The sequence below is a fragment of the Billgrantia saliphila genome (assembly GCF_002930105.1).
Taxonomy (GTDB): domain Bacteria; phylum Pseudomonadota; class Gammaproteobacteria; order Pseudomonadales; family Halomonadaceae; genus Halomonas; species Halomonas saliphila.
Genome location: NZ_PJRN01000013.1, coordinates 1 through 21,114 on the forward strand (window position 1 = coordinate 1; position 21,114 = coordinate 21,114).

General features: G+C 65.4%; 20 protein-coding genes and 1 tRNA gene. 11 read left to right on the forward strand and 10 right to left on the reverse strand.

Annotated features, from left to right (window positions below; all coding sequences use genetic code 11):
- Window positions 1–982: putative bifunctional diguanylate cyclase/phosphodiesterase (locus CYJ07_RS14405; protein WP_156085508.1), on the forward strand; the 982-nt coding region annotated here is incomplete at its 5' end.
- Window positions 983–1,060: 78 nt separating this feature from the next.
- On the opposite strand, the gene phrB is transcribed toward CYJ07_RS14405, so the two are convergent.
- The 3 genes from phrB to CYJ07_RS14420 all read right to left on the reverse strand — a co-directional run bounded on the left by phrB (window position 1,061) and on the right by CYJ07_RS14420 (window position 3,920).
- Complete coding sequence (gene phrB / locus CYJ07_RS14410) at window positions 1,061–2,476, reverse strand: deoxyribodipyrimidine photo-lyase (RefSeq protein ID WP_104204412.1); 1,416 nt, start codon at window positions 2,474–2,476, stop codon at window positions 1,061–1,063.
- 24 nt (window positions 2,477–2,500) lie between these two features.
- Entirely contained in the window at window positions 2,501–3,418 is a 918-nt protein-coding gene (locus tag CYJ07_RS14415; protein WP_104204413.1) for a MerR family transcriptional regulator, read from the reverse strand.
- Window positions 3,419–3,539: 121 nt separating this feature from the next.
- Window positions 3,540–3,920, reverse strand: a complete 381-nt coding sequence (locus CYJ07_RS14420) for a sirohydrochlorin chelatase (RefSeq protein ID WP_104204414.1) — start codon at window positions 3,918–3,920, stop codon at window positions 3,540–3,542.
- A gap of 133 nt (window positions 3,921–4,053) precedes the next feature.
- Between CYJ07_RS14420 and CYJ07_RS14425 the strand changes: the two genes are divergently transcribed.
- Complete coding sequence (locus CYJ07_RS14425) at window positions 4,054–4,965, forward strand: TIGR01777 family oxidoreductase (RefSeq protein ID WP_104204415.1); 912 nt, start codon at window positions 4,054–4,056, stop codon at window positions 4,963–4,965.
- A 27-nt stretch (window positions 4,966–4,992) separates the two neighbouring features.
- Here CYJ07_RS14425 and rapA read toward each other — a convergent pair whose 3' ends face one another.
- Together rapA and CYJ07_RS14435 are read right to left on the reverse strand one after the other, a co-directional pair.
- Entirely contained in the window at window positions 4,993–7,944 is a 2,952-nt protein-coding gene (gene rapA, locus CYJ07_RS14430) for an RNA polymerase-associated protein RapA (RefSeq protein ID WP_104204531.1), read from the reverse strand.
- Between the two features lie 138 nt (window positions 7,945–8,082).
- A complete protein-coding gene (locus tag CYJ07_RS14435; RefSeq protein WP_104204416.1) occupies window positions 8,083–8,883 on the reverse strand; it encodes a TlpA family protein disulfide reductase in 801 nt (266 codons plus the stop codon).
- 133 nt (window positions 8,884–9,016) lie between these two features.
- Here CYJ07_RS14435 and CYJ07_RS14440 point away from each other — a divergent pair, with 133 nt between their 5' ends.
- The 3 genes from CYJ07_RS14440 (at window position 9,017) to CYJ07_RS14450 (ending at window position 11,368) form a co-directional block, all read left to right on the forward strand.
- The gene (locus CYJ07_RS14440; RefSeq protein ID WP_104204417.1) at window positions 9,017–9,259 is read left to right on the forward strand and encodes a hypothetical protein; all 243 of its coding nucleotides are present in this window, start codon (window positions 9,017–9,019) and stop codon (window positions 9,257–9,259) included.
- A gap of 49 nt (window positions 9,260–9,308) precedes the next feature.
- Window positions 9,309–10,823, forward strand: a complete 1,515-nt coding sequence (locus CYJ07_RS14445) for a phospholipase D family protein (RefSeq protein WP_231489645.1) — start codon at window positions 9,309–9,311, stop codon at window positions 10,821–10,823.
- Window positions 10,824–10,918: 95 nt separating this feature from the next.
- Window positions 10,919–11,368 (forward strand): universal stress protein, encoded by a 450-nt coding sequence (locus tag CYJ07_RS14450; RefSeq protein ID WP_104204418.1) that lies wholly within the window; start codon window positions 10,919–10,921, stop codon window positions 11,366–11,368.
- A gap of 153 nt (window positions 11,369–11,521) precedes the next feature.
- Here CYJ07_RS14450 and CYJ07_RS14455 read toward each other — a convergent pair whose 3' ends face one another.
- The 3 genes from CYJ07_RS14455 to CYJ07_RS14465 are packed head-to-tail and all read right to left on the reverse strand — an operon-like array spanning window position 11,522 to window position 15,510.
- Window positions 11,522–13,846 carry a putative bifunctional diguanylate cyclase/phosphodiesterase gene (locus tag CYJ07_RS14455; RefSeq protein ID WP_197038379.1) on the reverse strand — a complete coding sequence of 775 codons (2,325 nt, stop codon included), beginning with the start codon at window positions 13,844–13,846 and terminating at the stop codon, window positions 11,522–11,524.
- Complete coding sequence (locus CYJ07_RS14460; protein ID WP_104204420.1) at window positions 13,839–14,264, reverse strand: type 2 periplasmic-binding domain-containing protein; 426 nt, start codon at window positions 14,262–14,264, stop codon at window positions 13,839–13,841. The genes CYJ07_RS14455 and CYJ07_RS14460 overlap by 8 nt, the downstream gene beginning before the upstream one ends.
- Window positions 14,265–14,274: 10 nt before the next feature.
- Window positions 14,275–15,510: a porin gene (locus CYJ07_RS14465; protein WP_104204421.1), complete on the reverse strand. Its 1,236-nt coding sequence runs from the start codon at window positions 15,508–15,510 to the stop codon at window positions 14,275–14,277.
- 242 nt (window positions 15,511–15,752) lie between these two features.
- Here CYJ07_RS14465 and CYJ07_RS14470 point away from each other — a divergent pair, with 242 nt between their 5' ends.
- Window positions 15,753–16,271 carry a hypothetical protein gene (locus tag CYJ07_RS14470; RefSeq protein WP_197038380.1) on the forward strand — a complete coding sequence of 173 codons (519 nt, stop codon included), beginning with the start codon at window positions 15,753–15,755 and terminating at the stop codon, window positions 16,269–16,271.
- 97 nt (window positions 16,272–16,368) lie between these two features.
- On the opposite strand, the gene CYJ07_RS14475 is transcribed toward CYJ07_RS14470, so the two are convergent.
- Together CYJ07_RS14475 and ispB are read right to left on the reverse strand one after the other, a co-directional pair.
- Window positions 16,369–16,445: transfer RNA gene (locus tag CYJ07_RS14475), tRNA-Pro, on the reverse strand.
- Between the two features lie 132 nt (window positions 16,446–16,577).
- On the reverse strand, window positions 16,578–17,585 hold the full coding sequence (gene ispB, locus CYJ07_RS14480; RefSeq protein WP_104204422.1) for an octaprenyl diphosphate synthase: 1,008 nt from the start codon (window positions 17,583–17,585) through the stop codon (window positions 16,578–16,580).
- On the opposite strand from ispB, the gene CYJ07_RS20340 reads away from it, so the two are divergent.
- The 5 genes from CYJ07_RS20340 (at window position 17,584) to proB (ending at window position 21,043) form a co-directional block, all read left to right on the forward strand.
- Window positions 17,584–17,733, forward strand: a complete 150-nt coding sequence (locus CYJ07_RS20340) for a hypothetical protein (RefSeq protein WP_156085509.1) — start codon at window positions 17,584–17,586, stop codon at window positions 17,731–17,733. The genes ispB and CYJ07_RS20340 overlap by 2 nt on opposite strands.
- A 139-nt stretch (window positions 17,734–17,872) precedes the next feature.
- Entirely contained in the window at window positions 17,873–18,184 is a 312-nt protein-coding gene (gene rplU, locus CYJ07_RS14485) for a 50S ribosomal protein L21 (RefSeq protein WP_104204423.1), read from the forward strand.
- 32 nt (window positions 18,185–18,216) lie between these two features.
- Window positions 18,217–18,474: a 50S ribosomal protein L27 gene (gene rpmA / locus CYJ07_RS14490; RefSeq protein WP_104204424.1), complete on the forward strand. Its 258-nt coding sequence runs from the start codon at window positions 18,217–18,219 to the stop codon at window positions 18,472–18,474.
- Window positions 18,475–18,559: 85 nt separating this feature from the next.
- Complete coding sequence (gene cgtA / locus CYJ07_RS14495; protein ID WP_104204425.1) at window positions 18,560–19,750, forward strand: Obg family GTPase CgtA; 1,191 nt, start codon at window positions 18,560–18,562, stop codon at window positions 19,748–19,750.
- A 144-nt stretch (window positions 19,751–19,894) separates the two neighbouring features.
- Window positions 19,895–21,043 carry a glutamate 5-kinase gene (proB, locus tag CYJ07_RS14500; protein ID WP_104204426.1) on the forward strand — a complete coding sequence of 383 codons (1,149 nt, stop codon included), beginning with the start codon at window positions 19,895–19,897 and terminating at the stop codon, window positions 21,041–21,043.
- Window positions 21,044–21,114 lie beyond the last annotated feature (71 nt).

The following is a 21,114-nucleotide window of genomic DNA, read 5'->3' on the forward strand; positions in this document are numbered from 1 at the left end:
GCCGCTGCGCCTGGGCCTCTCCATCGGCAGCTGCCGGGCGCCCGAGGACGGCCAGGATTCAGGCGTGCTGTTCCAGCGACTGGAGTCGGCGCTCTATTCGGCCAAGCGCCATGGGCGCAATGTCAGCCAGCGCTTCCGTCCGGCGCTCGACGTACAAAACAGCCCGCACATGACGCTGGTTTACGGCCTGCGCGATGCGCTGGCCAACGGGGATCAGTTGGAGCTCCATTACCAGACCCAGCATCGCATCAGCGATGGCGCCGTGGTCGGCATGGAGGCACTGCTGCGCTGGCGCCATCCGGAACACGGCATGGTATCGCCCGGCGACTTCATTCCCCTGGCGGAGCGGCATGGCCTGATGGGGCCGCTGGGCAACTGGGTGATCGACGAGGCGCTGGCGCAGATGTCACGCTGGCGTGAACTGGGCATGCCGACCCTGCCGGTATGGATCAACATCTCGGCGATCCAGATGTTTCAGGGCGAATTGGAATCGGCGCTCTCGGCGGGTCTGGCGCGACACAGCATCGCTCCCGTCCAGCTCGGCCTTGAATTGACTGAGTCAGTGCTGCTCGACGAGCGTGCCGGCGATATCGTGCCACGCCTCGAGGCGCTTCGTGCGCGCGGCCATCGCATCGCCATCGACGACTTCGGCATGGGCTATTCGTCGCTCAGCTACCTGAAGAACCTGCCGCTAGACAAGCTCAAGCTAGACCGCGCCTTCATCCGCTCACTGCCCGACGACGCGGCCGACGCCGCCATCGTCAGCGCCGTGCTGGCGATGGCGCGCGGGCTGGGGCTGGACGTGGTGGCCGAAGGGGTGGAGACCCAAGGACAGCTGGATTTCCTGCAACAGGCCGGCTGCCGGCTGGTGCAGGGCTTCCTCTATGCGCGACCGGGGCCGGCCGAGGTGATCGAGGCGCAGTGGCAGGCGCAGGTGTCGGGGCAGCCGGGTCTGGTGATGCGGCCTGAACCCTCGGCATGACGGACCGCAGCGGTCCGTACCCGGCGAGCGACAGATCCCATGGGAACGTTTTTGCGAGGCGCGGCAGTGCCTGCAGGCCTAGCGCGCCGACGCCAAGGACTTGAAGGCGTCCAGAGCGCGTGCGCGTGCGGCCCGATGGTCGACGATGGGGGGCGGGTAACCGAGGCTGACGCGCTGGCGTTCGCTGGGGTCATGCCGGTCCCGGGGCTCTAGCGAGGACAACTCGGGAACGTACTCGGCGATGAAGCGGCCATCCGGATCGAAGCGGCGCGACTGGGTGGTGGGGTTGAACAGTCGGAAGTAGGGCGCCGCATCGGTGCCTGTCGATGCCGCCCATTGCCAGCCGCCATTGTTGGCGCAGAATTCGCCGTCCACCAGATGACGCAGAAAGAACGCCTCGCCGCGGCGCCAGTCGATCAGCAGATGCTTGCTCAAGAACATGGCGACAATCATGCGCAGACGGTTGTGCATCCAGCCGGTGTGGACCAGCTGCCGCATGGCGGCATCGACGATGGGATAACCCGTACGACCCTCGCACCAGGCACGAAAGCCGGTCTCGTCATTGCGCCAGGGCAACGCCTCAGTGTGAAGCTGAAAGGCTCGATGACGACAGACCCGCGGAAAGCCCGCCGCCACGTGGAGGTAGAACTCGCGCCAGACCAGCTCGCTGACCCAGCCGACGATGCCGGCATCGCCTTCCGCCAAGCTGCCGCCGTTCATGCTCAGCGCGGCCTGCAGGCACTGGCGATGGGAGATCATGCCCAGCGCCAGGTAGGGTGAGAGTTCACTGGTGCCTTGCTCGGCGGGAAAGTCGCGCCGCCGCGCATAATGTCGGGCGCGAAAGCGCAGGAAACGTTCTAGGCGGTCGGCGGCGGCGGATTCGCCGGCCGGCCAACGCTGGGCGGCTACCGGGGCCTCCCCGAGCGAGGGCAGGGGCGGAATGCGATCGCTGGCAACCGCAGGCCTGGTCTGGCGTGGCGGGGAGTCGCGCAGCGCCAGTCGCGCAGCCGTCAGCGTACGATGCCAGGCGCGTGAGAAGGGAGTGAAGACCGCGTAGGGATCGCCCTTGGCGGTAAGCAGCTCGCCGGGAGCGAAGGTCAGCGCGTCATGATGCCCGGTGGCGGCAAGCCCATGGCGGTTGAAAGTGGTGATGACGTCCTGGTCTCGACGCGCTTCATCGAGAGGGTATTCGCGATTGAAGTGCAGCGTCTCGGCGCCCACCTCGCGGGCGATGGCCAGCAGCACCTGGGATGCCTGGTCGAATCCGGCGATGTCGCGATGCAGGAGCGGAATGCCAAGTGCATCCAGCGCTTCGCCCAGCGCGATGACGCCGCGATGCCAGAAGTCGAGCTTATTGACGCCGTGGCCATGACGTTGCCAGTGCATCGCGCTGCGCAGGAACACGGCGATGACCGTTCCTTGGCGCGCCGCGGCGGCAAGCGCCGTGTTGTCCTGAATACGCAGGTCGCTGCGAAACCACATCAGCGTAGGCATGTGGAGGCCTCGTGACGGAAGCGGTCAGGCGCCGTGAATCAGGGAGCGCAATCGGGCCATGGCCAGGGGCAGGTCGTCGCCCAACAGCTCCACCAGGCTGTCGGCCAGATCATTGCCGCGAATGCGCGCTACCGGCCCGCACAGGCCGAGGGGGGCATCGAGCTGTTCCGCCAGCCTGGGGAGTTGGCGGCGCACCAGGTCGGCCCGCTCGGCGCGGCCACTGACCAGCAGCAGGGCGCCGGCGCCGAGCCGCTCCACCGCCAGCGGCAGCTCGCCGAATGGCAGCGCAGCGTCCAGCAGCTGGATGCGATAGCCAGCATCGCTGGCGGCCAGAGCCGCCAGCAGCAGCCACAGCGGGCCCGGATCGTCGGGCAGCGGGGCGATCAACAGCGTCGGCCCCTTGAGGGCCTGGTTGGCATGGTGGAGCCGAATACCGATGCGTGTACGCAGGAACGCTTCCAGGCAGCGGCGCTGCAGCGCTGCGCCGAGCTGATCCGCCCAATGCTCCTCGAGTTCTCGCACGGCGGGTTGCCATAGCTCCGTCAGGCAGACGGACACCGGATACAGCGCCAGGCTCTGATTGAACAGAACTTCCAGCTGACCCAGATCCAGCGCCTCGACGGCGGCGATGAGTTGACGTTGCTGGCTGGGCCAGTCGCCGCTGGCGGGTTCGGGCATGGGAGCCGCTTCGGGCTGGTCGAGCAATTCCTTGACCTGGCTGACCGGCACCCCACGCCCGAGCCATTGTAGGATGCGCTCGACGCGCTCGATGTCCTCGCGAGCATACAACCGGTGCCCTTTGGGGGTGCGCTGGGGGCGGATCAGGCCGTAGCGGCGCTCCCAGGCGCGCAGCGTGACCGAGTTGACCCCGGTGATACGTGACACCTCGCGGATCGGATAGAGCGGTGTGTCGGCCGGGTGGGTCGTCGCCTTGTCGGTCATGCTCGCCTCTGCCTCTTGTTGGTCGTGGCTCTTCCGCAGCGGGGGAGCGACGGCCTGCGCAGGCTCGTCGCGGGGAAATATTGTACGCTAAACGAGCCATGTACAACTGATGGCGGTCACGTCAAATCGACGATGCGTCGCCGGCCTGCTCGGCGATCACGGCGGCCAGGGCGTCGACGAAGGCGGGATGCTCGCCGACCGGCGGCAGCAGCGCCAGTTCCATGCGGGGGTGAGCGGCATGCAGCGCTTCCACCTGGGCGGGTACGTCATGGCGCAAGTGACGACCGGCGGCGAAGAACAGCGGCAGAATCTCAGCGCGCCGGATGCCGGAAGCCGCAAGCTCGGCCACGGCTGTCTCTAGCGAAGGCTCGCTGAGTTCCATGTAGGCCAGCTTCAGCGGAGTCTGCAGACGTGTGGCCAGCGCTTCGTGGAGCTGCGCAAAGGGAGCGCGCCATTTGGGATCGCTGGAACCGTGCGCCAGCAGAATCAGGCCATAGGACATGAGCATCCCTCCATGGGCAGGGGCCGTGCGAGTGGCAAGCAGCGCAAGAGCGCCATGTTTCCGCTAGAATAGCAAAGATGTACAAAGATTGTATAACCAGGCGAATCGGCAGTCGAGAAAGGGGAATTCAACAATGCGCGTACTCATTACCGGGGGCAGCGGTTTCGTCGGGCAGCGGCTGTGTCAACGGCTCAAGGAAGCGGGGCATCGGCTCCAGGTCGTTTCACGCGAACCGGACGCCGCCAGGCCCAAGCTGCCCGCCGGCGTCGACATACGCCGCTCGGTGCTGGACTTCGTCGACGCTTCGCCCCAGGCCATCGTCAATCTGGCCGGCGAGCCGATTGCCGCGCATCGCTGGACCGCCAGCCAGAAGCAGCGGTTGATCGACTCGCGGGTCAACGTCACCCGTGACCTGGTGATTCTTTGCGAACAGCTGGCACAGGCCAGCGGTGTGCCGCCCCGCGTCATGGTCTCGGGGTCGGCCATGGGCTACTACGGGGACCAGGGCGACCGCGAGGTCACCGAGGAGACCCCGCCCCACGACGAGTTCGCTCATCGCCTATGCAAGCGCTGGGAGGACGCCGCCAGGGAGGCGGCCGACTTCGGCACTCGGGTGGTACTGCTTCGCACCGGGCTGGTGCTGGATGCAGGCGGCGGCAGCCTCGAAAAGATGCTGACTCCGTTCAAGCTGGGGCTCGGCGGGCGCTTCGGCGACGGCAGTCAATTCATGCCCTGGATCCACCGCGAGGACCTGGTGCGGGCGATCCTTTTCCTGCTCGAACGCGACGACCTCGAGGGGCCGTTCAACGGCAGCGCGCCCAAGCCAGTGACCAACGCCGAATTCGCCCGAACCCTGGCACATCAGCTGCATCGGCCGGCCCCGTTTCCGGTGCCCGCGCTCGTGCTCGAGACGACGTTAGGCGAGATGGCGCGTCTGTTGCTGACAGGTGCCGACATGCGTCCGGCGCGCCTGCTCGAGGCCGGCTTCGATTTTCGTTACCCGACCCTGGAGCAGGCCTTGGCCAATATTCTCGGCAAGCACTGACGCGCACGGTGCTTGCCGGCCGCAGGTTCAGCGGCTCTCTTCTCCCACCGTGACGATCACCCGCACTGCATCCAGGCGCAACCGCGTGCCGTCAATGGCCGCATCGAGCTCATCCCGCTCGCGGCGCAGGGCGTCGAGCTCCTCCTCGCGCACCGCCGGGTTGAGCCGGGCCAGCGCTTCCAGGCGGGCAAGTTCGGCGTCGAGAGCTTGACGCATGCGGACCTGGGCGGACTCGACGATGCTCGGCAGCTCGCGCTCGGCCTCCCCTTCGCCCTGGGTCAGCAGATCCCGCAGCTGATCATGGCGGCTGCGGATCAGGTCGCGCGCCATCGCCTTCTTGACCTTCTGCAGGTTCTTCGACAGGCCGGTAAACGAGACCTTGTCGGTCAGCACGGCCCCGGATTCGTCGAGCAGCACCCGCACCGCGGTAGGCGGCAGGAAGCGGTTGACGTGCAGCCGCTTCGGCGCCGGGCAGTAGGTACGAAAGACCAATTCGACCATCAGCCGCCCGGCGGGAATCGCCGGATGCTTGAGCAGCGCCAGCGCAGTATTGCCCATGGTGCCGTCGAGGATGCGTCCCATCATTTCGCGCAGCAGCGGATGCTCCCAGGAGAGGCGCTGCACGTCGTCGCGGGCCAGGGCGCGCGAGCGCGACAGGGTGGCAGTGAAGCCCTCTTCGCCCTTGGCCAGCCCGGGCAGGCCGTCGAGCATCTGCGGGCTCGGCTGCAGCAGCAGCAGGTCGCCACCGAGCTCCTGGCCGTCGACCCCGAAGATATCCAGCGCCTGGTCTAGGTAGCGCGGCAGCGCCGGATCGTCGTCGAGTTCGCGGATCGCCGCGGCCACTTCTCCGGCCCGCACCGGGCGGCAGGCGTTGAGTTCCAGCAGGCGATTGCGACCGGCGTTGCGCTGGGCCAGGCGATTTTCGAACAGGGCGCGCGTCTCGGCGATCACCTCACCCAGCGCCTCGTCATCGAGCAGAGTCTCGGACAGTGCATCGCCGAAGGCGTCGAACAGCTCGTTGCCAACGCCGTGCGGGGCATCGAACGCGTCCATGCCCTCGCGGAACCAGCGCAGCAGCCGCTCGCCGGGGCTGGCCTCGAATAGCGGCACGTGAATCTCGATGGCGTGACGCTGGCCGATGCGATCGAGCCGGCCGATGCGCTGCTCGAGCTGATCGGGATGCTGCGGCAGATCGAACATCACCAGGTGACGGCAGAACTGGAAGTTGCGCCCCTCGGAGCCGATCTCCGAACACACCAGTACCTGGCTGCCCTCCTCCTCGTCGGCGAAGGCCGCCGCGGCGCGGTCGCGCTCCACCAGGGTGAGTCCCTCGTGGAACACCGGGGCGTGGACGCCGCCCAGCACGCGCAGTCCTTCGGCAACTCCCTGGGCGGTCTCGCGCTGGTGGGCGATCACCAGCACCTTGTCGTTGGCGAAACCCTGCTCGCCTTCGTCTGCGAGGCGCTCCAGCAGCCAACTTACTCTAGGGTCGATCTGCCACCAGGGCTCGGCGTTGAGTGGGTCGTCCGACAGCTCGCGGTAGGTGGCATCGGGGTAGATCAGCACATCGGGATGGTCGAGCCCGGTCTCGATCAGCAGTTCGTCGAGATAGTCCTCGTCGCGTTCGAGCTTGCGCAGCACACGACGATAGGCCGAAGGCAGCGGTAGCGACGCCAGGTGCAGGTGACGCTCGGGAAACCCGCCCACGTGGCGGCGGCTATTGCGGAACATTACCCGGCCGGTACCGTGGCGATCGAGCAGCTGCTCGCGGAGCTGGTCGCGGGCGCTGGCCTGTTGCCTCTCGCCGGTTTCGGGATTGGCCAGGGTGCCCAGCAGAGCCAGGCTGTCGGGTTCGCTGATCACCGCGACCACCGCGTCGCGGTCGGCGTCGCCGCCGATGGGCAGGCGCTCCAGGGCATCGATCGCCTGGGCCACCTCCACGTAGTGCTCCTCCTCCTCGCGGAAGGCGTCGAGACTGTGGTAGCGATCGGGATCGAGCAGGCGCAGGCGGGCGAAGTGGCTTTCGAGCCCCATCTGCTCGGGGGTGGCGGTCAGCAGCAGTACGCCTGGTACCACCGCTGCCAGTCGCTCCACGCAGGTATAGCCCGGGCCGACCTGCTCGGTACTCCAGTCGAGATGGTGCGCCTCGTCGACGATCAGCAGATCCCAATCGCAGGCCGTGGCCTGTTCCTGGCGATGGAGGTTGGCGAACAGCCACTCCTGGCTGGCCAGAATCAGCTGGCCGGATTCGAAGGGATTGCTCTCGGCCTGGGCCAGGCTCTGCTGCTCGTCGAGTAACGTAACCTCGAGGGCGAAGCGGCGCAGCAGCTCTACCAGCCATTGGTGCACGAGACTCGCCGGCACCAGGATCAACGCCCGCTCGGCGCGGCCGGTGAGCAATAGCCTATGCAGGATCAGGCCGGCCTCGATGGTCTTGCCCAGCCCCACTTCGTCGGCCAGCAGCACGCGCGGGGCGTGGCGGCGGGCGACTTCGTCGGCGATGTAGAGCTGGTGCGGAATCAGGTCGATGCGCGGCCCCGCCAGGCCCAGCGCGGGGTTCTGTTCGATGCGGTGATAATGGTGCAGGGTTCGGAAACGCAGGTCGAACCAGTCATTGCGGTCGACCTGTCCGGTGAGCAGGCGGTCGCGGGCCTGGTCGAACTGCATGGTATCGGCCAGGCGGGCCTCGGGCAGCTCGCGCAGCTCGCCCTGGTCGTCCTCGCCGATGTAGACGATGAGGCCGTCGACTTCCTTGCTGTCCTCGACGGTAAGGCTCCAGCCCTCGGCGGACTGGATGCGGTCGCCGCTGCCGAAGGCGACCCGGGTGAGGGGCGACTGACGACTGCTGTAGGTGCGGGTCTCCTGGCTGGCGCCGAACAGCACGGTGACGCTACGGTGATCGCAGCTGAGAATGGTGCCCAGGCCCAGGTCGGCCTCGCCGTCGCTGATCCAGCGCTGGCCGGGTGAAAAGTCGCTCATGATGCCTCGGTCGATGCTGAATACGGTGCGCATGCCGCCGCGAAGAGGTCTCCGGCGACGACAGGGCGGGGGATTCTAACGCAAAGCTGGCCACGGCTTAAGGGTGGTGGCGAGCTGCGGGAAGTGGTAGAGCGCGGATCAGTGCCGCTCGAGCCAGGAGGCGAGTTGGGCGCGTGAGAGCTCGCCCACATGGCGCTCCACCGCACGGCCGCGGTCATCGAACAGCAGTGTGGTGGGCAGCCCCGGGGATTCGACCGTCCTCATCATCTCCTGTTGGGGATCGAGCAGCGGGTAGCGGAAAGAAAGCCCCTGCTCGTCCAGGTAGCGCACCACCTGCAGCAGCTCCTCGCCCTGATTGATCACCACCACGGTCACGTCTTCGCGGGCGTCGGCTTCGGCCAGCAGTGGCATCTCGCGCAGGCAGGGCGGGCACCAGGTGGCCCACAGGTTGATCACGACCCGCTCGCCGCGAAGCGTCTGCAGATCGACCGGTTCGCCGTCGAGGTTCTCCAGGGTGATGTCGGGCAATTCGCCCATCGCGGTGCCGCCGCTCAGCGGGACCAGGGTGACCAGTACCAGCCACAGTGCCGACACGCCGATCGTCAATGCCATGGCGCCGATCATACGTAGCAGGTGGTCGCGTAGCGTCCAGGCGGTCCATACCAGTGCCGCGAGCAGCCCCCATACGCCGTGGTACCCCGGTTGCCACAGCTTGAATACGTCGAGCGGAGCCGCGGCATAGGCATCGAGATTCATGCCCACGTGTCCCAGGCGGGCTCCGACCAGCCAGGCCAGCAGCAGGCCGTTGAACCAGCGCGCACGCGCGGGGCCGGGAAGGCCCAACAGGGCCCAGGCCGCTATCAGCAACAGCAGGGCGCAACCGAGCGCATAGAGGCGTGGAATCGAGATCAGCACGGGGCCCAGGGCGAAGGCGTCCATGGCAACAGCTCCGAGAACGGGGTCGGCGTCGGCGGCAGGAGCGGTTAGAATCCTACACTTGCTTGCCTCGCAGCGACCGGCTGAGCAAGAGCCTACTGTGCGAGCGTCGCACTGTCACCCGGCAGGAGCCTTCATGGCGAATCAGTCCTTCGACACCCTGCGTGCCCTGGCCATCGCCAGCCAGGCACTGGGCTTCATTCTGATCATCACTCTGGAAACGGTGATGGGCGGCGATGCCGCCCGCCCCTGGCAGGGGCTGACCCTGGGCGCCATGGTGCTCTTCGCCCTGGGGCTTGCGCTGGCACGCCATTATCGCCGCAACAAGGCGCGCAAACGGATGGAACGACGCCTGGTCGACAACGATGACGAACCCTGAGGCCTGCCGGACGACTCGGCGTCGTGGGTGGGTGAGGTGGTTCCTGCCGATGCTGGCACTGCTGCTGTCCGGCTGTGCCGGTGCCCCGGTCTCGCGCGAGCATGGCGCGCCGCTGCCGCCGGCCGAAGCCGAGACTACCTGGCTGGGGCAGTGGTCGGCGCTGAGCGCGGCTCCGCATGTCGCGCAGAGCGGTTTCGCCCTGCTCTCCAGTGGCCAGGACGCCTTCAGCCTGCGCATGCTGCTCAGCGAACAGGCCGATCGACGCCTCGATATCCAGACCTATCTCATGGGGGATGGGCTGACCACTCGCACATTGCTGCTGCGGCTGCTGGACGCCGCGGAGCGAGGCGTGACGATACGTTTGCTGATCGACGATTTGGCAACGGTCGGGCAGGGCGATCGGCTGGCGGCGCTGTCCAGCCACCCCCATATCGAAATTCGCGTCTACAACGCCCTGCCTGTCGGTCGGGGCAGCCTGACGGCCAGGGTGCTGGCGTCGCTGCCGGTCGCGACGCGGCAACAGCGCCGCATGCACAACAAGCTCTGGATCGCCGACGGAACGCTGGCCATCGTCGGCGGGCGCAACCTGGGCGACGAGTACTACAGCGCCAGCGATCGCAACCTGACCGATCTCGATCTAGTGGCGATCGGGCCGGTCGTGCCGCAGCTCTCGCAAAGTTTCTATCTCTACTGGAATCACGGCCTGGCACAGCCGATCGAGCGTTACCACAACGTGGACGGGGAGGCCTGGCGCGAGCTGCGAGCGTCGCTTTCCGACTGGTTCCAGGAGCACGCCGATTCGCCTTATTTCACCCACTTGCGGCAACGCTATGCCGATGCGGACCAGGGGCCACTGATCGGCAGGCTCCATTGGGGCGAAGGCGTGGCGCTGTGGGACCCACCTGGCAAGCCGGCCTGGCGTGGCCGTCCGCCATTGCGACGCACCATGGCCGGTGAGCTGATGGCGGCCGTAGGCAGGCCGATCGAACGCCTGGTGGTGATCACCGCGTATTTCGTTCCGGGAGACGTGGGAACGCGGCTGATACGCGAGCTCGCCGAATCGGGCGTCGACGTCGAGGTCTTCACCAATTCGCTGGAAGCCTCAGACGTGCCGTTCGCCCACGGTGCTTACCAACCGTATCGCGGCGCACTGCTCGAAAGCGGCGTGGCGCTGTACGAGATGCGCCCCGACCAGGAGCTCGGCCAAACCAACGGACGCGGCGTCGGTTCGTCGACTTCCGCCTTGCACATCAAGGCGCTTGCCATCGATGACGACCGGCTCTTCGTGGGGTCGGCCAATGCCGATCCGCGCTCGATCTGGTGGAACACGGAAGTCGGGGTCCTGGTTCGCAGCGAAGAATTGGCCGCCGAGCTGGATGCACTGATTGAGCTCGGCAAGCGTCCCACCCTCAGCTATCGCGTCGAGCGTGAGCCGAACGGGCGACTGGCGTGGGTGACGGTGCGAGACGGCGAACACCTGCGGCTGTACCGCGAGCCCGGTGACCGGTGGCGCCATCTCGGCGCCTGGCTGACAAGATTGGTGGGTCTGGAGCCTTGGCTATAAAGCCAGGTTGTTCCCCATGCCTGAGTGGCTAGGCTGAAAGGAGTGAGCGGTCCTCGACCGTTTCGTTCCCTTGGGCCCAACTGCGAGGGCTTGTCATGCTTCATACCATTCTGGTTCCCGTCGACGGCTCGTCGCATGCCGAGAAGGCGCTTTCGATCGCGGCGCAGTTGGCGCGTGCCTCGTCGGCGACACTGCATCTGCTGAACGTTACCGAACTGCCGGACGATGTCGGCATGCTGGCCGGCACTACCGGCCAACCACTGACCGAGGCGCGCCGGCGCGAGCTGGCCGATACGGACGGGACCCAGGCGCGCGGCATCCTGGACAGGGCTCGACAGGCCGTCGAGCTCTCCGGCCTGGACGTGAAGGAAGTCGTTCGCGAGGGCAAGCCTGCCGACACGATCCTGCGCGAAGCCGAAGCCATTGGCGTCGATGCCATCGTCATGGGTAGCCGGGGGATGAGCGATCTCAAGGGCATGGCGGTGGGCAGCGTTTCCCACAAGGTAGCGCATTCCGCCGCCTGTACCGTGATCACGGTAACCTGACGTCGGCCGGGTCAACCGTCCGCCTCGCGATGGCCACGCGATTACGCCCGGCGCGCTTGGCCTGGCGCATATCGTCTTTTCTTTTCGCGGCACGTTCACGCCAAAGTTGGCTGCGTCAGGCTAAAGGAGGGGGCACATGAACCGAGAGGTCCGCTAGGGCGGGAAGGCGCCGTCAATGCGCCGCCGCATCGAAAGCGCGGCCTCGTCCGCCGGCTGAGGCTCGTGCATGTAGAAACCCTGAATCTGGTCGCAAGCCTTCCGACGCAGATAGTCCACCTGTGCCGCCGACTCGACGCCTTCGGCAACGACGGTCAGGCCCAGGTTTCTGCCCAAGTCGATGATGGCTTCCGTCAGGCTTCTGTCGCTGGCGCTACCGACGAGATCGGTGATGAACGAGCCGTCGATCTTGATGGTGTCGAGGGGAAATGCCTTGAGCTTGGAGAGCGAGGAGTAGCCGGTGCCGAAATCGTCGATCGCAATGCGTACGCCCAGTTTACGCAGCTCATGCAGAATGCCGACGGCTCTTGGCATGTCCAGCATCATCATGCTCTCGGTGATTTCCACCTCCAGCAGCTCCGGCGCCATGCCGGTGGCTCGGAGCGCCCCTTCGATATCCCTCAGTAGGCCATCTTCCAGAAATTGACGCGCCGAGAGGTTCACCGCCATGCTCAGCGCCGGGAAGCCGGCCTTCTGCCAGGCGACGTTCTGGCGGCAGGCAGTGTAGAGAACCCAGCGACCGATGGGCACGATCAGGCCGTTCTCTTCCGCCAGCGAAATGAAATGCTTGGGCAGGACCAGGCCGAGCTCAGGATGCTGCCAGCGGAGCAGCGCTTCCATGCCAATGATTCGGCCAGTCTGCATGTCCAGCTTGGACTGGTAATAAAGCATGAACTCCTGCCGTTCCAGGGCCTTGCGCAGGCTCGATTCGAGAGCCAGGCGCTCGAGGGAGTCCGATTTCAGCTGTTCCGAGTAGAACTGTGCGTTGTTCTTGCCCTCTTCCTTGGCGTGATACATCGCCACGTCGGCATGCTTCATCAGGGTCTGCTCATCCTCTCCATCTGCAGGGTAGCGGGCGATGCCGATACTGACCGTGATACGAAACTCCTGGCCCACCAGGGTGAAGGGCGTGCCGACTGCTGCCAGGATCTTGTTGGCCACCTGAGTGATCTGGCTAGGCCCCGAGGTTTCGGGAAGTAGAATCACGAATTCATCGCCCCCCAGGCGGGCGACCGTGTCGCTTTCGCGCACGGCCTGGCCAAGACGCCGGCTAACCTCCTGGAGCAGCTCGTCGCCCGCGTCGTGGCCCAGCGAATCGTTGATCGCCTTGAATCGATCCAGATCGAGGAAGAGCAGAGCCAGCGGTTTGTCGTAGCGTCGTGCCTGCTGCATGTGGTTCGTCAGCAAATGGCTGAAGAAGGCCCGGTTGGGCAGTCCGGTCAGGTTGTCGTGGAAGGCCAGGTACTCGGCGCGGCGCGCGTGGCTCAAGCGCTCCTCGAGGATCCTGGCCTGGGTCCTGCGCAACTTCCAGCTCAGCCGGCCGAGCAGTGCCAGTACGCAGAGAGCGATGAGGCTGGTAAGCGCGGCTCGTCGGAAATAGGTTTGCTCCAGTGCTTCGACCGCTCCCATCTGTTCGGCCTCGGAGAGTCCGAGAACGATGGCGACCGGAAACTCGAACAGCGGCCTGGCCACCGTATAGCGGCGCACGCCGTCCCATTCGCTGACTCTCACCCGGGCAGGTTCGTCGAGCGCGCTATTACCGTCCAGCAGGGCGTCGTGGTCGACCTGCTCCCCTGTACGAACCGTGTCGCCGCTGCGACGAACGAGAAAGGTGCCGTTGGCTCCCAGCAGGGCCAGGACGCCTTGCTCCCCCAGCGTTTCCTGCTCGTAGCCGCTGACGAAATAGGAGGCGTCGACCAGCAGGGTTGCCCGTCCCGATTCGTCCTGCTCGTCATCCGCCAGCTGGCGACTGAAGGCGAGCCTGTTGTCCTCCCCCGACGCTTCCTGGTGGTCCAGGCCAATGGCCATGCCATCTTGTTCGAAGGCCGGGGAAGCGTCTTGCTCGGGTATCGTATCGTGCGTGCTGGTCACGATGCTGCCTGAGGCGTCGCTGATACGGACCTCGAACAGCAGGGCGGGGGGAAGCATGCCCCGCTGACGCAAGTCTTCCAGGGTTTCATGTGGTGGCCGATCGTCGAGACTGTAGCGCACGAGCTTCAGGGTGGTATCTATCTCGCGCAGCGCCCGCACGATCTGGGCCTCGTAGGTTTCGGCCATGTCGACCGCCAGCAGGGCTGCGCGGCGGTCGGCAGCCAGCCGCTCCCGTTCGACCAGGTTCAGGGTTACCAGCCAGATGGCCGCCAGGGCCAGCAAGGCGAGGCCCGTGAACAGGACGACTGGCTCGACGAGGTGATGCGACCAGCTCCGCTTGGAGGTGGTGCGGTCCGTCTCGGCGTTGGCAGGAGCGGTGCGATCAATCAATGGCCACCACCCGCAAGCGTTCGTCGAGGTGGGCATCGTCGAGATAGCCAATGGCACTGGCATTCTCGCCCACGAAATCGGCCAAGGCCTTGCTGTCCGGCAGGCTGTGTGGTGGCTGGCCGCGACCGGTAAAGATCAGGCGCGACCAATGCATCTTGACCTGGGCGGGAGTCTGCCCCAGGTACTCACGATAGAAGGCGAGGTAAGCGGGGGAATTCTCCCTGTGGTCTACCGGTGTGGCAGGCTGGCCGTTAGGGAAGCGACTGGTGCGGCCCAGGTAGAGGTCGGCCAGTTCGCTGCGGGTGAGCTTGGCGAGCGGATTCTGCGCGGAAACCACTACCACGACCTCGGCCAGGGCGACGCTCGAGACCAGGCAGAGAAGCAGGCTGCAACCGATCCGCTTGAGTCGTGAAGGCATCCTTGTCTCCTCAGAACACGAAGTCGAGCGCGAGGCTGAACAGGTTGACCGAGCCGCCGGGCTCGAAGCCTGGCTGCGGGTTGACCAGATAGCCGTGAGAGCCATCCTCGTGGTCTATATGATCGAGCTGCGCCTTGAGAGCAAGGTTGGGTGCGACGTCCCAGCGTGCGCCGAGAGACAGGCTCGTCTGCTGTGGTTGGTGGCTCAGGAAAGAGTTGAGGATAGCGTCCAGTTCCTCAGTGCCCGGCTGCGCTAGGCCGGGAGACGACGTGCTGCTCTGTATGTGTTGCTTGGCATAGGTGATATATGGCGTTATGGCTCCCGCCCGATACCCGCCGGTCACATACCAGCCACGGCTATCCGCCAGGAAAGTGCGACTTTCGGTTTGTGTCCATTCGCCCATGACGAACCAGTCGCCCCTGTCGAAGCTGGCGCCAAGGCTCACGACCTCGAAACGCTTGTCGTCCACATCGTAGCGGTCGGCAATGGCTTCGCCTCGCGGGCCGTAAAAGCGATAGATATCGAAAAACGGGTTGAATTCCTCGATGGTCAGGCGGAACTGGCTGTAAGCGGCAAACAGTCTGAGATCGCCCCACTCCACATTGTTGCCGATCGTGACTCCCTCGCGGGATTCGGAATCGCCTGAAGTCAGGTCACCGTTTAAGTCTCTGTAAGGAAACTCGGCATGGGTCTGGCCGTAGGTGGCTCGAAGCGTATTCACGATTTCACCGAATCGGTGCCGATAGCTGATGTCGATGCCGTCGATGTTGGACACAGGGATGGTTTTGTAAACCTCCTGCGGCGGGCGCACCCAAGGAAGGGCATATCCGACCTTGCGATACTCTGCATTCATGAAGATGGGCAAAACCACCCGGCCGGCGCGCAAGCTGAAATCCGGCGTGGCATCGAACCTGACGTTGGCCCATTCGATGGTCGGCTCGTATGACCCGTCGTACCGCTGCTCGGTGACGAGCTGAACGACGCTTGAGAAGCGCGGGGTGAAATCGGCGGTAAGCTGCAGACCGAGCCGGCTGTCGACTTCGGCGCTCCAGTCGCTGCTGTGCCCGGCCCCGCGCGGGGCGAAGATGTTGGAAACGAAGGCTGCCTGATCTTCATCGGAGTGCACGACACCAAGGGTACCGAAGCCGTTCAGCGACAGCGAAGGCGTGCCTGCATGCACAGCCGTGGTGTAGCCCCACATCAGGATTAGCGAGACAAGAACGGAGAAGCTCTGCTTTTTCGACATAGGGCTGCATGGAGTTGGCGATGGTCGTTGGGCATCTGCCTCACGAAAGCCGAGCGGTTGTGACGACCATTGCTGCGCGAGAAAGATGGCTTGCGTGTCGAGGCCTAAGTCAGCTATCGGCAGGGCGAAGGAAAGCTTGAGGATAGGTTTCCCTCCATAGGGGAGGTTGAGGTAAGCGCTGGAGTCCTCCGGGCTGGCTCAACTATGGTAATTGCACAAACCCTGGCCTCAAGGAGGAAGCCATGAATCGTTACCTGGCCGGTGCCATCGGCGGCCTGCTGGCCACCGTCCCCATGACCTTGGCCATGGAGGCGCTGTATCGGCGCCTGCCTCGCGAGGAGCGCTACCCCTTGCCGCCCCGCGAAATCACGCAGAACATCATGCACAAGGCGGCACCAGGCGCGACGCTCGAGGATGAGCGCTATGCCGAGCTGAGTCTCGTCAGCCACTTCGGCTACGGCGCTCTCAGCGGAGCGCTCTATCCGGTCTTCTGCCGCGAAGTCGCTCATCCGCTCGCGTATGGCAGCGGCTATGGCGTGGCGGTATGGGCAGCGAGTTATTTCGGCTGGATTCCTGCGCTGAACATTCTCGCACCGCCAAACCGCCATCCGACCCAGCGGCGGCGGCTGATGATTGCCGTTCATCTGGTCTGGGGAGCCGGCACCGTATGGATCGGTGAGCGCCTGGCGAATCGGCAGGATGACATTCAGGACAGCAAGCGAGCCGGCACTCGGCTCGAGGCATTTCACGACGCACCGTAGACGCCGCTTCCATTTGAGGATCCGTCGTGACAGCCAGGTGCCAACGCAAAACCGCCACCCGGCGTGGCCCGTAAGTGGCGGTTTTGACTGGATTCTTTGGTCGGAGTAGCAGGATTCGAACCTACGACCTCTGCCTCCCGAAGGCAGCGCTCTACCAAGCTGAGCTATACTCCGTTTTTCCCATGCCAGCGCCTCTTTCAAGAGACTTTTAGGGATGCTGGCAGCCGGACCATGCGGGTCCGACGGATGGGCATTATACGCAAAACGTTCGGTGTTGCAAGCCTGTCGGCGGTCGCTGCCGAGAGCTCAGGTCTGGCGTTCCACCGCCATGCGAGCCAGGTCGGCCAGGGCGTCGCGATAGCGGCTGGGAGGCAGCAGGTCGAGCTGCTCCTGCGCCTTGGCCGCCATCTCCTCGGCGCGAGCGCGGGTATAGTCCAGGGCCCCTGTGTCGCGCACGATGGTCAGTACCTCGTCGAGGTGATCGAGCCCACCCTGGCGGATCGCCTGGCGAATCGTCCTGGCCTGGTCCGGCGTGCCGGCAGCCATGGCCTGGATGAGCGGCAGGGTCGGCTTGCCCTCGGCTAGGTCGTCTCCCACGTTCTTGCCCATGGCCTGGGCATCGCCCTGGTAGTCGAGCAAGTCATCGACAAGCTGAAAGGCCAGGCCCAGATAGCGACCGTAATACTGCAGGGCAGCCTCCTGCTGCGGGCTGGCCTCGGCGAGGATCGCACCGCTGTGCGTGGCCGCTTCGAACAGCATGGCGGTCTTGCCCTGGATGGTATCGAAGTAGGTCGCCTCGTCGATATCGGGGTTGCCCACGTTGGTCAGCTGCTGCACTTCACCTTCAGCGATGACGCAGGTGGCGCTGGAGAGCACGTTCATGATTCGCAGCGAGCCGATTTCCACCATCATCTGGAAGGAGCGGGAATAGAGGTAGTCGCCCACCAGCACCGAGGGGGCGTTGCCCCAGGCGTTGTTGGCGGTGGCCTTGCCGCGGCGCATGTGCGACTCATCCACCACGTCGTCGTGCAGCAGCGTCGAGGTGTGCATGAACTCGATCAGCGCGGCCAGCGAGATATGCTGGTCGCCACGATAGTCCAAGGCGCGTGCGGCCAGCAGCACCAATAGCGGGCGCAGCCGTTTGCCGCCGCTGGCGATGATGTACTGGCCGATGGTTTCCACCAGCGGTACGCGCGAAGCCAGCTGCTCTGCGATGGTGCGGTTGACCGCGGCGAAGTCGTCGGCGACGGCGGCGTGGGCCGACGAAGCGTTGGCGTGACTGGCGGCAGGGCTGGAAGGAGCGTTGGATGGCATGGGCATCGTCATCGGGCTGTGGGCCGGCATGCCGGGCATTGGCAGTGGCCTGGGGTTGCGGCTCATGCTATGGGCACCCCATGGGGGCGTCAAGCCATGCCGCGAGACGCCGGCGGGGCCGGTCATGGGCATTGCAGGGAAAGTATAGGGCGGCTTGAACGCCCCGTCGGCCGCGGTTATAATACGCGGCCCACTCATCATGCTCCCTGTCAGATGGCTGCCGGAAGGGGCGCCACTCGAAGCAGGCCGACGAAGAGCCAACCCCGATGAGTTCTGGAGAGATACACATGTACGCAGTAATCAAGAGCGGTGGCAAGCAGTACCGAGTTCAGGAAGGCCAGACTCTCAAGCTCGAGAAACTGGAGATTCCGACCGGCGAAACCGTCGAGTTCGACCAGGTACTGCTGGTTGCCGATGGCGACAACGTGACAGTTGGCGCTCCGCTGGTCGACGGTGCCAAGGTGGCCGCCGAGATCGTCTCCCACGGCCGTGGCGAGAAGATTCGCATCATCAAGTTCCGTCGTCGCAAGCATCACATGAAGCGTCAGGGTCACCGTCAGTGGTTCACTGAAGTCAAAATCACCGGGATTTCCGCCTAAGCGGCTTCCCCTTAACGAGCGAGGACTTTGCAATGGCTCATAAGAAGGCAGCCGGTTCTACCCGTAACGGCCGCGATTCAGAATCCAAACGCCTTGGTGTCAAGCTGTTCGGCGGCCAGGCCGTCACCGCTGGCAACATCATCGTGCGTCAGCGTGGCACCCGCTTCCATGCCGGTACCGGCGTGGGCATCGGCCGCGACCACACTCTGTTCGCCCTGAGCGACGGGGTGATCAAGTTCGAGACCAAGGGTCCGAAGAACCGCAAGTTCGTCAGCGTCGTCTCTGCCTGAGAGACCGCACGAACCGGTAGCAGGAGGCCCCGCTCAGGCGGGGCCTTCTTGTATCATGACGGTAGAAACCGTCGGGAGAGTCACAATGCAGTTCGTCGACGAAGCCTCGATCATCGTGGAGGCCGGCAGAGGGGGCAACGGCTGCCTGAGCTTCCGCCGCGAAAAATACGTGCCCAAGGGTGGTCCCGATGGCGGCGACGGCGGGCATGGTGGCAGCGTCTACCTGGTGGGTGACGACGCCCTCAACACCCTGATCGACTTCAAGTATCAGCGCTTCTACCAGGCCGAGAGCGGACGCCCAGGACAGGGGCGCCAGATGAGCGGCCGGGCCGGCGGCGACCTAGTGGTCAAGGTGCCCGTGGGCACCACGGTGATCGACGAGGACACCCTCGAGGTGATCGCCGATATCACCGAGATCGGCCAGCAGGTGTTGGTGGCCCAGGGTGGGCGCCGCGGCCTTGGCAACATTCACTTCAAATCGTCGACCAATCGCGCGCCGCGCAAGACCACGCCCGGCACTGATGGCGAGCGGCGCAACCTGCGCCTGGAGATGAAGGTGATGGCCGACGTGGGGCTGCTGGGTATGCCCAACGCCGGCAAGTCGACCCTGATCCGCTCGGTCTCCGCCGCCAAGCCCAAGGTGGCCGATTACCCCTTCACCACCCTGGTGCCCAACCTCGGCGTGGTGAAGCTGGGCATGCACGAGCATTTCGTGATGGCCGACGTGCCGGGGCTGATCGAGGGGGCGTCGGATGGCGCCGGGCTGGGGTTGCGCTTTCTCAAGCACCTGACTCGCACCCGGCTGCTGTTCCATGTTGTCGATGTGGCGCCTTTCGACGAATCCGATCCGGTGGAGGCGGCGCGCGCCATCGCCCACGAGCTCGAGCAGTTCTCACCGACGCTGTCCGAGCGGCCGCGCTGGCTGGTCCTCAACAAACTCGACCTGGTGCCCGAGGAGGAGCGCGAGGGGCGCGTGCAGGAGATCGTCGAGGGACTAGCCTGGGAGGGTCCGGTGTTTCGCATCTCGGCGATCAGCGGCGAAGGCACCGATGCCCTGGTGCAGGCGGCCCATCGTTGGCTCACCGAACAGCGCCGGCTGGAGCATGAAGACGAAGAGGCGGCCGAACGCGAGCGGGAGATGCGCGAACGCATGGAGGCCGAGGCGGTGGCACGCACCGAGGCGCGGCTGGGCCGCAGCCGCAAGCGCAGCGGACAGGACGACGATGACGATTTCGATGATGATGATTATGACGTCGAAGTCGAATATGCCCCTTAGAGCCAAAACTGGCTGCGATCGGCCATATGGCGTTAAAAATTGACTTAGAATATTCATTTACAGCTTGTAAGCTCCGTTTCTTTGTCATTTTTGCCTTGTCTGGCCTTCGCTCGCCCAGGTGCGCTGACGTGGCTGTTTTGCTGGATGGGAGAGCAGGGTGTGAACGAGCAGGTACCGGGTCGCGATGCGCTGCGTGGCGCACGCCGGGTGGTGGTGAAGATCGGCAGTGCGCTGCTGACCAACGACGGCCGTGGCCTCGATGAGCCGGCCATCGGCGGCTGGGTCGACCAGATCGCCGCGCTGCATCGCCGTGGCATCGAGGTGGTGCTGGTGTCCTCGGGCGCTGTGGCCGCCGGCATGGTCCGGCTGGGTTGGCAGGTGCGCCCCTCGGCGGTACACGAACTGCAGGCCGCTGCCGCAGTGGGCCAGAACGGTCTGACGCAGTGCTACGAGCATCATTTCGCGCGTCACAAGCTGCTGACGGCCCAGGTGCTGCTGACCCACGACGATCTATCCAACCGCAAGCGCTACCTCAACGCACGCTCGGCGCTGCGCACCCTGGTCGATCTGCGCGTGGTCCCGGTGGTCAACGAGAACGACACCGTGGTGACCGACGAGATCCGCTTCGGTGACAACGACACGCTCGGGGCGCTGGTGGCCAATCTGCTCGAGGTCGATGCGCTGGTGATCCTCACCGACCAGGAGGGGTTGTTCGACGCCGACCCGCGGCACAACCCGACGGCGTCATTGATCCGCGAAGGGCGTGCCGGCGACCCGCGACTGGCGGCGATGGCCGGTGGCGGTGGCGCCCTGGGGCGCGGCGGCATGACCACCAAGGTGCAGGCCGCGCGGCTGGCGGCGCGCTCCGGTGCGGTCACGGCGATCGCCAGCGGACGTCAGCCCGAGGTGCTCACGCGGCTGATCGACGGAGAGCGCCTGGGGACGCTGCTGTGTCCCGAAGAGGCGCCGATCGCAGCGCGCAAGCGCTGGCTGGCGGGACAGCTTCAGGTGCGCGGCAGCCTGACGCTAGATGCCGGGGCGGTGAAGGTGCTTCGCGGTAGCGGCTCGAGCCTGCTGGCGGTGGGGGTCAAGGCGCTCTCCGGCGACTTCGTGCGCGGTGACATGGTGCTGTGCGTCGACGAGCAGGGCGAGCGGGTCGCCAAGGGACTGGTGAACTACGGTGCCGACGAGGCGCGCCGCATCTTGGGTCAACCGAGCCACCAGATCGAGGCGATCCTGGGCTACATGGAAGCGCCCGAGCTGATTCATCGGGACAATCTCGTCGTGCTGTGATCGACGGCGACTTCGCTCGCTTGCATCCACCTGTGGCAAGGACCTGGGTCGGTGTGCTAGTATACGCCATC